Source organism: uncultured Chryseobacterium sp., assembly GCF_913776365.1.
Lineage (GTDB): Bacteria > Bacteroidota > Bacteroidia > Flavobacteriales > Weeksellaceae > Chryseobacterium.
On sequence record NZ_CAJYMO010000120.1, the window covers coordinates 1 to 10,782 of the forward strand.

Consider the following 10,782-nt stretch of genomic DNA (forward strand, 5'->3'; position numbering starts at 1 on the left):
GCAAAGCAATGCGCTGCTTACTTTTAAGTCCCCTGAAAAAACGTACAAGGACCTTCTGAGCCGCCAGGATTTCAATATCAGTTTCGGATTTATGAATCTCACGGGTTCGGCAGGATCCCTGGCCATAGGAAATAATGAATCACAGATGAAAGTCGGAAAATCAACGTCCTCACAGTTCGAATTCAGGTTTACACGCCAGATCGGACCTCTTACATCTCCTGTTTTTTACCGCACAGGGTTCGGTTACCGCCAGGATATCATTTCCCCCGAAAAGCCGAAAGTCTTCGTACAGGACCTTAGTGATGCTATGTACCTTGCAGACTTTACTTCAGCTAACTTAAGAAAGTCCAGTTTCCGCAATCATTACATTATGGTCCCCCTTGATTTCGTGTTTGTCCTTGATCCTCAGTATACCGTTGAGAATGATGAAAAGTTGCTGGATAATTCAAAAGGCAATTTCAGGCTGGCTGCAGGGATTTACGGGGGGGTAAGAGTTGCAAGCCAGAACTACTTTGTCTATAAGAATGAGAAAAATCACAGCGTAAAAAATGTAGAAAATATGCCGGAAGTCGCCAATAACTTTATTTTTGGGGGAAAACTTTCGCTGGGATACAAGGCAATCAATATCTTTATCAAGAAAGATTTCACCCCTATATTTAACGATAATGCAAAAATTAACAATAAATACGGTATTCAAATAGGTTTAGAACTTCTATATATAGATTTTTAACAGCAATATCAGTCATAGAGAAACACATTTTCCGGAATGTGTTTTTTTTTGTACTTTGGCAAACAAAGAAATATGAAAAACATTCAATTATCAGGAGGGTTATTGGTCATCGCAGGAAGCTTTTTGCCATTGGTTCATGTTCCGGTGATCGGAAACTGGAACTACTGGAAGCTGGAGCCGGCACTGGCTGTTGCCTGTTGGTTATTTTCTGCGGGAGCCGTTTTCGGGGTGGTTAATGATAAGGTGAAAACAACGAGGGTTTTTGCTGTTCTCCTTATCCTCTTATTCCTGTTTACTCTTTTTGCCGTAAAATACCAGACGGCACAGTATTTCAGCTTTATGCCTTTTGCCACGTGGCGGGAAAAACTTTCCGGGATTGTGAAATTGCGCTGGGGCTGGATTGTGGAATTCACAGGCGCCTTCATCATGCTTTTTGCAAATGGCAGAAAGCGAAAGGGATAATCCTGTACTGATCAACATATTTAAAAATTTTTATAAATAGTAAAATAAAGTATATACACATGAAAGAGGTATTCATCGTTTCCGCAGTAAGAACGCCGATGGGAAGTTTTATGGGAAGTTTATCATCAGTTCCGGCTACAAAGCTGGGAGCTGTTGCGGTAAAGGGAGCATTGGACAAAATCGGCCTTGACCCGAAAGAGGTTCAGGAAATCTATATGGGAAATGTTTTACAAGCCGGGGAAGGGCAGGCACCTGCCCGTCAGGCAGCATTGGGGGCCGGGCTTTCCAACGAAACGCCTTCCACCACCATCAATAAAGTCTGTGCTTCAGGAATGAAAGCAGTAACCATGGCGGCCCAGGCTATCAAAGCCGGTGACGCCGGCGTCATTGTAGCAGGAGGTATGGAAAATATGTCTTCCGTTCCTTATTATTACAATGCCAGAAATGCAGCGAAGCTGGGAGACGTAAAAATGCAGGACGGGATGGTACTGGATGGCCTTACCGACGTTTACAATAAAGTCCACATGGGCGTCTGCGCAGAAAAATGCGCAACAGATTACAGCATTTCCAGGGAAGAGCAGGACCGGTTTGCCGTAGAATCCTATACCCGGGCAGCCAAAGCATGGAGCGAAGGGAAGTTTGCGGATGAGGTGGTGCCGGTGGAGATCCCGCAGAGAAAAGGTGAGCCTGTCGTGTTTGCTGAAGATGAAGAATATAAAGCGGTGAAATTTGATAAGATCCCTACGCTTCCCACTGTTTTCAAAAAAGAAGAGGGCACGGTAACGGCGGCCAATGCTTCCACGCTGAATGACGGCGCTTCGGCCCTGATTCTTGTTTCCGGGGAAAAGATGAAAGAACTGGGACTGAAGCCGCTGGCAAAAATTATTTCTTATGCGGATGCGGCCCAGGAACCGGAAAATTTTACAACGGCTCCGGCCAAAGCATTGCCCATTGCTCTCAGAAAGGCAGGCATGGAAGTCGCGGACATCGATTTCTTCGAGTTTAACGAAGCATTCTCTGTAGTAGGCCTGGCCAACAATAAAATCCTGGGTCTGGATGCTTCCAGAGTAAACGTACACGGTGGGGCTGTAGCACTGGGACATCCGCTGGGCAGTTCCGGATCCAGAATTATCGTTACGCTGATCAATGTACTGAAACAGAACAACGGTAAATACGGAGCGGCGGCCATCTGTAACGGCGGCGGCGGGGCTTCTGCTATTGTTATCGAAAACATGCAGTAAGCAGTGTTCAGCTGATCAAGCATAAAATCCGGATGTCTCCAGAACATCCGGATTTTTGTTTGTTACGGAAGATCTCAGATCATTTATATAAAAATAGTGTGTTGGTCTGCTTTTGCCGGGCTAAATTTAATCAGTATGAAGAATTGGTATAGTTCCCCGTGATGGCCTGATATATGACAAACATTATGATTTGAGTTCGGTCTGGTACAGGATAAGATTGACTCTTCGAAAAAGTAAATGATGATATCCCGGTCAATAGCATGAGGCTTGGGCCCAACGCCATGCCGGCAGTATAAAATCCGGATTATACATACCTTAAGTTCCGGAGAAATCCGCAGAAAGAGCAGTCCGGAATAAATATACTTCTTTTGACCGGTTCAGGATAAGCAAGCTTTTTCCACGGATATGATGCTCCGTTTCGTACTGATCGAAGATTACCCAGGATTATAAATGGGACCGGTTCTGCATTGTTTAAAATAAAAGATCCTGACAGGTTCCGGTTGTACATAAGATGGGGAAACCCACTGCAATTTTGCCTCAGCAAGAACTTTAAGTAGATTACAAACAGAACTGCTGCAGGTCTTACCGTGACATCAGTTACCAAATTTCCTTCAAACAAAATAAAAACCGCCGAATATTCAGCGGTTTTCCTATTTTTGTGCTACTAATACTTAATAGAAATGTCTGAAATTGAGAACCTGCAAACTCAAAACATCAAGAATAATCCGAAGATCATGAAGGCGTGGGCCGTTTACGACTGGGCCAATTCCGTCTATTCTCTGGTGATTACCTCAACGATCTTCCCGATTTACTATTCCATCCTGACTACGGCTTACGAGAAAAAGGAATACGTGGAAGAAACAAAAACCTGGATTGACGTTCCGGTACGGCATATGATCCGTATTTTCGGAAAAGAATACCAGCCGGATGCGGTATACGGATATTCACTGACGATCTCTTTCTTTATCGTTGTGCTGCTGTCTCCGTTTCTGTCGTCACTGGCGGATACCATCGGAAACAAGAAATCCTTTTTACAGTTTTTCTGTTATCTGGGCGCTACTTCCTGTATGGGGCTGGCCATGTTTACCGGCATGCACAATGTCTTTCTGGGCCTGTTGTTCAGCATTACGGCCAGTGTGGGATTCTGGGGAAGCCTGGTGTTTTATAATTCATTCCTGCCGGATATCGCCACCCGTGATAAACAGGATGCGCTATCCGCCAAAGGATATGTATATGGATACATCGGTTCGGTGGTTCTTGTTGTAATTTGCCTGTTGCTGATCCAGGTTTTTGCCAAAGGACCGGCGCAGCAGCTTTTGTTTACAAGGATCAGTTTCCTGCTTACCGGAGCATGGTGGTTCGGGTTTTCACAATATACTTTCAAGCATCTTCCGCAGTTCGGTGATGTGAAGGAAAAGCTTCCCAAAGACCTTGTCCTTCTCAATTACAAGAATATTTTCAAAAGACATGAAGAGCAGGGTGGTTTCTTTGAAGTCCTGAAAGATAACCTGAGTTTTTACAGAGATATTGCGAAAGAAAGCTTTCATGAACTTTTCAAAGTGGGAAAAGAACTTTTCAAGCACAGGAACCTGAAATTTTTCCTGTCGAGCTTCTTTTTCTACAGTGTAGGTATGCAGACCATTTTCCTGATGGCTACCTTATTCGGCAAAAGTGAAATCAATCTTCCGCAGGACAAACTTATCGGAACCCTTCTAATTATCCAGATCGAAGCCATCATCGGAGCGGTTATTTTTTCGAAACTTTCAAAGAGAATCGGAAACAAAAACGTAATCTCGATTGCCATATTCCTCTGGATTGTTGCCTGTATCTGGGCCTTTTTCCTGAACAAGGAAAACCCTACGGTAGAATACCAGTTTTACGGGGTGGCGGCAGTAGTAGGCCTGGTAATGGGCGGTCTTCAGGCGATGTCCAGATCCACTTACTCCAAGCTGCTTCCGGAAAATTCCATGGAAAACACCACCTTTTTCAGCTTTTATGACGTGCTGGAAAAAATCGCGATTATCGTCGGGACATTTGTCTTTGCTCTGTTCATCGATAAATACGATGCGCTGATCAGTATTTTTGCACGGATAGACATCACGCTGCCGTCTGCTTCAGGAATGAGGTTCGCAGCTTTCTCCATGGCGCTGTTCTTTTTCATCGGATTGATCCTGATCCGGTTTCTTAAGCTCAATGCCAGGAATAAATAAAAGCTCTGATATTTTGTTTAAAATTTAAATAGATGGTAAAAATAAAGGCGCAAATCAGCGCCTTTTTTGTGGAGTTATATCATCATTTACCATTTTCATTATTTTTTCTACACGCGGTGTTCAGGTTGTTATTGTTCCTTTAATTTGTGTTAAATGATAAATATTTATCACACCATTTAGATATTTTTTGTTTATTTGCAAATACTAAAAATAAATTTCATGATAAAAAAATTATTGACGCTCTGCATTCTCCAGTCTGCAGTACTGGCGTTTTCCCAGGAGATGAGGCCCATCGCACAAAAGGTCTCGGAATCGCATGCCCGGAACAGAAATTATGAACGGTATAACCTGTTTACACTAAATGGTAACCCGGAAAAATTGAATGAATATAAAAAGGCAGCAACAGACATTTCCGTTATCGGTATTGATCGTAAGCAATTGAAAAAACTTGTTCATGAAAAACCGGAGTACCTTGAAATTTCTTTTCCTTTCGATGGAAAGCTGGTAACATTGGAATTGTATAAAAATGAGATTTTCACCAATGAATTTAAGGTTGTTACCAGCAAAGGGGAAACCGTACATTATACTCCCGGAGCCTATTACCAGGGAATCGTAAAAGGAGACAACGGTTCTGTTGCAGCATTCAGCTTCTTCGAAGACGATATTGTCGGAGTTGCTTCCACGCCGGAACAGGGGAATATTATCGTAGGCAAAGTAAAAAATTCAGAGGATTTTGTGAGCTATTCCGATGCAAAACTCACCGGAATCAATCCTTTTATCTGCGGAGCTGATGAGTTGGCAGAAAACCAGAAGCAAAAGATTGCTTTTGATCCGGAAGCAGGGAAAAATACCGGGAAGGTACTGACTCAAAACTGCGTTAGAATTTACTATGAGGTATGCTATGCACCCTATACCAATAACGGTTCCAGCACCACAACGACTACCAACTGGCTGACAGCCGTCCACAATAATATTGCAACCCTGTATAATAATGATGATGTAAAAATTGCACTGAATGAAATTTACATCTGGACAACCCAGGATCCGTATACCGGAACTCCTAATGCCAATCTGTCAAGCTTCAGGGCCAACCGGCAAACCTTCAACGGAGATCTGGCGCATCTGGTAAACCAGCCGTCCACGACAAGTGTGGCGTATGTGAACTCGCTTTGTACCACGAGCCGGCACGCTTATTCCGGAGCCTCGCAGACCTACAATAATGTTCCGGTTTATTCATGGACCATCGAGGCAATGACACATGAAATGGGCCACAGCTTAGGCTCGCCGCACACGCATGCCTGTGCCTGGAATGGGAATGCTACGGCTATCGACGGTTGCGGAGCCCAGGCCGGTTATCCTGAAGGAAGCTGCCCCACAGGTCCTATTCCGTCATCTACCGTAAAAGGGACCATCATGAGCTATTGTCACCTTGTTTCAGGCGTAGGAATCAATTTTGCCAACGGCTTCGGCCCTCAGCCCGGAGCCCTGATCAGAAACACGGTCGATTCCAAGGCCTGCCTGGGTACCAACTGCACAACAGCCTGTTCCACTACCGTTACCGGCCTTTCCGTTTCAAACATTTCACAGAATTCAGCCAATGCTACCTTAACCGATGCTGTGTCTGCTTCATGGAAATACAGATTAACGAAGTTTGACGGGACACCGGTTGCAAGCGGTACCTCTACTACCAATACATTCAATTTCTCAAATCTTCAGCCGGCAACGTATTATATGTTATCTGTAGGGACAGAATGTTCTGCAGGATATCAGCGGAGCCAGATGTTCCTGACCGATGCGAACTGGTGCGGCGGCCCCCTGTTTACCGATACCGGAGGAACTGCCGGAAATTACGGGGATAATCAGACGATCGTAAAAACATTTTACCCGTCTTCAGGAGCGCTTACCATGAGCTTTACCGAATTCGCGCTGGAACAGGATTATGATTTCATGTATGTGTACAACGGTCCGTCCGTAAGTTCTCCGCTGTTTGCCGGAGGAAATTCCCTGACAGGGACAACGGTGCCGGGACCTTTCACTTCCACCCATCCTTCGGGAGCCATCACGGTGCGTTTCGTTTCGGATCCTGCGGAAACGGCAGCCGGATGGAAAGCTGCCTTCTCCTGTTCCGTGCTGGCAGTGGAAGATGTAAATACGAAAGATAATTCTGTAAGCATCTATCCGAATCCTGCAAAAAACATCATTACCGTTTCATCCAGGGATGCGCTGAAATCATTTAAGATGTATGACGAAGCGGGAAGACTGATCCGGTCGGAATCCATATCGAAAGGGAACCGGACCGAAATCAATATTTCTTCGGTACAGACCGGAAATTATGTGATTACGGTAGAAACCGATAAGCAGAAAGTTACCAAGAAATTGATAAAACAATAATATAATAATGATAAAGCCTGATTTTTTCAGGCTTTTTTTATGCGAAAGCTGGAAATAAAAACGAAAAAGTGACCTGTTATCGTCAGCTAGGGAAGAAAACCGGATGTGCAGCAAGAGAAAGTGAAACAGGATCAGGTAAAACCGGCAAGTAGTTCCGACAGGTAAGCTTCCGCAGACCGGTTTGCCTAACAGGAGCTTTTTGCGCATTAAGCATTTTGAGAGGAGCCTTTTTACGGCTCACTATTCATACTCCCCACGCCGCATAGTCAACGTTTGTCATCAGCTTACTTTTGCGGTTTAACTCTCCGGCCCTGCTATGCGGTAAGTGCTGGTATCCGAATTAATGCAGATATCGTATTCGCTATTTCTGGTCTGTACATCCTGAGAGCCGGAAAAATAGGACAGGGAAGCCTGATCAACCTTCCAATATGCCATACATTAGCAGTTTAAATTTATGGGATCAGCATTTGTGAATTAAAACAGAATTCGGCCCGTTTTTTGTTTATATTCAGTAAAATAATCATAAATTTGCAAAAATTTATTTACCTCAAATAAAATGACAAACCCTTTATTTTACGCAAAAATTCTTTTGTTCGGAGAATATGGCATCATTGAAGATTCCCAAGGTTTGACATTACCTTATAGTTTTTATAAAGGTACCCTCAAGTTCTCAACATTGGACTCAGCGTTCGAAAAAAAATCCAATGAACATCTGATCCGGTATGCAGATTATCTCAAGAACCTTGAACTTCCTGAGAATTTCAAACTGGATGTCGTAAAGTTAAAAGAAGATATTGCTGCAGGATTGTTTTTCGACAGCAATATTCCGCAGGGTTATGGTGTTGGCAGTTCAGGAGCTCTTGTCGCTGCACTTTTTGAAAGGTATTCTGTTTCAAAACATGAACCTGAGCATATTTCCAAAGAAGAATTGAAGAATCTCAGAACGGTTTTCGGGCTTATGGAAAGTTACTTCCACGGAAAAAGTTCGGGCATCGATCCCCTGATCTGTTACATGAACCTTCCGATCCTTATTGAGAACAGGGAAAGTGTAGACAAAGTGGCTATTCCGCAAAGCGAGGCCGGTAAAGGGGCTATTTTCCTTATTGATTCCGGGATAACCGGCGAGACAGGCCCGATGGTTCAGATCTTTTTTGAAAAAATGAAGACTGAAGGTTTCAGGAAGACCCTGAAAGAAGAGTTTATCCGTTATAATAATGCATGTATCGATACTTTCCTGAAAAAGGATATGAACCCTTTCTTCAGAAATCTGAAAAAGCTATCCCATTGGGCTTACGAGCATTTCCGCCCGATGATTCCCGAAAGCCTTTTTAATGTCTGGAAAAAAGGCCTGGATTCCAATGCTTACTACCTGAAATTATGCGGAAGCGGTGGCGGAGGCTATATCTTGGGCTTTACCAAAGATTATGAAAAAGCAGAAAAGATGCTGGACGGTTTTCAAAAAGAAATCATATACAGATTCTAAAAACGGATGAATGTCTGAAAAAGAAACTGTGCATCAGAAAAATATATTTAAAAAATCTTTTTATTACAGATTTTCACAATTTGTGGGTTTTCTTTTGGGGGCCCGCTTTTTTGTTGCCATTCTCCTTACATTCGCCCTGTATGTTTCTACCTTTTTTCTCTTCAACCAGGATGAGAGCTTCAGGAAGTTTGTGTTTGATTTTAAAGTGCACGGCATTATTTTCTGTACGGTGTTGACGATCCTCGCCGGTGGAATCATTAACCAGTTCTATGATTTTGAAAAGGACCATCTGGTAAAGCCTTTCAGAATGCGGGTTCAGAGTTTTATCCAGCAGAAATATTTTCTGTATGTCTATCTGGCACTGAGCGTTATTTCCCTGAGTATCGCACTGATGATTTCTTACAGGGTATTTCTGTTCTTCGTAGTCTATCAGTTTTTCATGTGGTTCTACAGCCATAAGCTCAGCAGGATGCTGATGGTGAATAATCTTACATTCGTTAGTCTTACCCTGTATCCTTTTTTCGGGATGATGGTCTATTATGAAACCTTTTCTTGGAAGGTCTTCCTGATGGCCGCCTTCCTGTTTTTCATCCTCTTGTGCATTGATGTGGTAAAAGACACCCTCACCAAAAGTGTAGACAAGGCTTTCGGTTATACCACCATTCCGAATTACTTTGAGAGCAGGGTAGTAAAAAGCATTCTTGTGGTACTTCTTATGCTTACAATGGCAGTCTCTATGAATATTGTCGCCGGAACCGGTATTTCAGGTTTCATGGCTTATTATTTCTTATCGGGCCTGTTTGTTTTTATTCTTTGCATTTATCTGTTGCTTAATTCTTCGAAACAAAATAAATCCCTGACCCTGAATATTTTGAGATTCTGGGTGTTCGCAGGGATCATCGCTATGCTGCTGAGCGGACTGGAAGGGAAATTATAAAAAAAATTCTTTAAAAAACATTCCGTTATGCTTACCTTGGCAGGACCTAAAATGTATAGATCATAATGCCCATTTTTAACGATACAAAAGTTGCATTTGCAGATAAAACGGATGCACAGTTAAAGAAAGCGTACTGGATGTTCAAAATGATAGAACAGCCTGCCCTTACCAAAGTCGGAACGTCCGTTCTTAATTTTTCAGTTCATCATAATTTTCCTTTCGTAACAGGGATTGTGAAGAAAACGTTATTCGAACAGTTCTGCGGTGGGGAGACACGTGACGAAAGCATGAAGGTGGTAAAGCAGCTTTTTAAGAGAGGAGTAGGAAGCATTTTTGATTACTCTATTGAAGGAAAAGAGGATGAAGCCACTTTTGATGCCGTCTGTAAAGAGATCAAAGATATTATAAAATTTTCTGTAGGGAATCCTGCCATTCCATTTATCGTTTTTAAGCCGACTGCTTTCGGAAGGATTGATCTTTATGAGGCGGTTGGGAAAAATGCAGAGCTTACTTCAAGCCAGAAAGAAGAATGGACGAGGGTGGTAAATCGATTTGATGAGGTCTGTAAACTGTGTTTCGATCATGATAAAAAAGTGATGGTTGATGCTGAAGAAACATGGATGCAGGATGCTGCCGATCATCTCTGTGAAGAAATGATGGAAAAGTACAACCGCGAAAAGCCTATTGTCTGGAATACCATTCAGATGTACAGAACCGGCAGACTGGAATATATGGAGGAAAACCTTCAGCGTGCCAGGGAAAAAGGATATTATATCGGTTATAAAATTGTCCGTGGTGCTTACATGGAAAAAGAAAGAGCAAGGGCTGCAGAAAAAGGCTATCCGGATCCGATTCAGCCGACCAAGGACGCATCAGACAGAAACTACAATGCAGGAATCGATTTTGTTATGGACCACCTGGACAGAGTCTCAGCATTTTTCGGTACCCATAATGAAATTTCCTCTGAACTGGTGATGGATAAAATGAAAGCCAAAAATCTTGAAAACGGCAACCCGCATGTCTATTTCGGGCAGCTATACGGGATGAGCGACAATATTACATTTTATCTTTCTGATAAAGGATACAATGCTGCAAAATACCTTCCGTACGGACCCGTAAAAGATGTGGTTCCTTACCTTACCAGAAGGGCGCAGGAAAATACTTCGGTGGCAGGACAAACCGGACGTGAGCTGGGCCTTATAGAAAAAGAACTGCAGCGCAGAAGAAATAAAAGATAAATGGCCTCACACCGCCATGAAAAGCCTCGCATACAATCTGCGAGGCTTTTTTGTTCTCTATAATAAATATAATATGAAATGACATGAAAC

The 10,782-nt window shown here is 43.0% G+C and carries 8 protein-coding genes; all 8 read left to right on the plus strand.

All coding sequences use genetic code 11. The features are described 5' to 3' along the window. On the plus strand, window positions 1-730 hold a 730-nt coding region (locus QZ735_RS05845; RefSeq protein ID WP_294245494.1), incomplete at its 5' end, for a hypothetical protein. 72 nt (window positions 731-802) lie between these two features. After that, window positions 803-1,192: a hypothetical protein gene (locus QZ735_RS05850; protein ID WP_294245497.1), complete on the plus strand. Its 390-nt coding sequence runs from the start codon at window positions 803-805 to the stop codon at window positions 1,190-1,192. 59 nt (window positions 1,193-1,251) lie between these two features. Further along, entirely contained in the window at window positions 1,252-2,433 is a 1,182-nt protein-coding gene (locus QZ735_RS05855; protein ID WP_294245499.1) for an acetyl-CoA C-acyltransferase, read from the plus strand. Window positions 2,434-3,113: 680 nt separating this feature from the next. Beyond that, the gene (locus QZ735_RS05860; protein WP_294245501.1) at window positions 3,114-4,643 is read left to right on the plus strand and encodes an MFS transporter; all 1,530 of its coding nucleotides are present in this window, start codon (window positions 3,114-3,116) and stop codon (window positions 4,641-4,643) included. A gap of 219 nt (window positions 4,644-4,862) precedes the next feature. Further along, window positions 4,863-7,034: a T9SS type A sorting domain-containing protein gene (locus QZ735_RS05865; RefSeq protein ID WP_294245503.1), complete on the plus strand. Its 2,172-nt coding sequence runs from the start codon at window positions 4,863-4,865 to the stop codon at window positions 7,032-7,034. Between the two features lie 556 nt (window positions 7,035-7,590). Beyond that, entirely contained in the window at window positions 7,591-8,517 is a 927-nt protein-coding gene (locus QZ735_RS05870; RefSeq protein ID WP_294245505.1) for a mevalonate kinase, read from the plus strand. Between the two features lie 10 nt (window positions 8,518-8,527). Continuing rightward, window positions 8,528-9,454: a UbiA family prenyltransferase gene (locus QZ735_RS05875; protein ID WP_294245507.1), complete on the plus strand. Its 927-nt coding sequence runs from the start codon at window positions 8,528-8,530 to the stop codon at window positions 9,452-9,454. Window positions 9,455-9,519: 65 nt separating this feature from the next. Continuing rightward, entirely contained in the window at window positions 9,520-10,692 is a 1,173-nt protein-coding gene (locus QZ735_RS05880) for a proline dehydrogenase family protein (protein WP_294245509.1), read from the plus strand. The last annotated feature ends 90 nt before the right edge of the window (window positions 10,693-10,782 follow it).